Genomic DNA, 953 nt, shown 5'->3' on the forward strand with positions numbered 1-953 from the left:
TATAAATTATCCAATGTTGATGCTGATGGTAAGGTAAATTCGGCTGAGTTTAAAGATGTTGGCTCTGCATTTACTGGACTTGATGAAAATATCAAGAATGTTAATGATCGTATTAAGGAAGTCTCAGAGGGTGTTGCACAGGATTCTTTATCGTGGAGTAAGGATGACAATGCCTTTAGTGCACAACATGGGGAAAAAGAAAAAACGGCAAGCAAGATTAAGTATCTTGCTGGCGGAGAAATTTCTGCTACTTCAACAGAAGCGATTAATGGTTCCCAGCTTTACGAAACCAATGATAAGGTTGCGACGTACTTAGGTGGCGGAGCTGGTTATAAGAATGGCGTATGGACTGATCCAAGTTTTACAGTTAAAACTGTTAACGGAGATGGAGAGGAAAAAGCAGAGACTTATCGGAATGTAGGGGATGCCTTGACAGGAGTTGGTAGTTCTATCACGAATGTTAAGAATGAGATCACGAAACAGATTAACAATGAAATAGCGAATGTTAAGGGTGATAGCCTTGTTCAGAAAGATGCAGAAAGCCATCGTATAACGATTGGTTCAAAAGTAGAGGGCAGTGAAATCAACGTTGCCAACAGCAAAGGATCTGATCGGACCCTTTCTGGTGTTAAAGAAGCAACGAAGAGCAATGAAGCGGTTAACAAAGGTCAGTTTGATAAAAGTTTGAAAGAATTGTCTGATAGTCTTCAGTCAGATGACTCAGCGGTTATTCATTATGATAAAAAAGAAAAAGATGAAATTGATTATCAGAATGTGACTTTCGGTAAAGGTAAGGATTCTACAGCTGTAGGTCTTCACAATGTTGCTGATGGTAAGATTGCAGAAAACTCCCATGATGTGATCACAGGTGGCCAGATTAATGCAATTGGTGGTGATATTGCGAAATACTTGGGTGGAGGTGCAGCATTTAGTGGAGGTGCATTTACACAGCC

At 40.1% G+C, this 953-nt stretch carries 1 pseudogene; it reads left to right on the forward strand.

Annotation, left to right across the window (positions count from 1 at the left end):
* Nucleotides 1-953, forward strand: a pseudogene (locus tag CER18_RS10175) (hypothetical protein); the annotation flags it as partial.

This window comes from Bartonella tribocorum (assembly GCF_002777915.1).
Taxonomy (GTDB): Bacteria; Pseudomonadota; Alphaproteobacteria; order Rhizobiales; family Rhizobiaceae; genus Bartonella; species Bartonella tribocorum_A.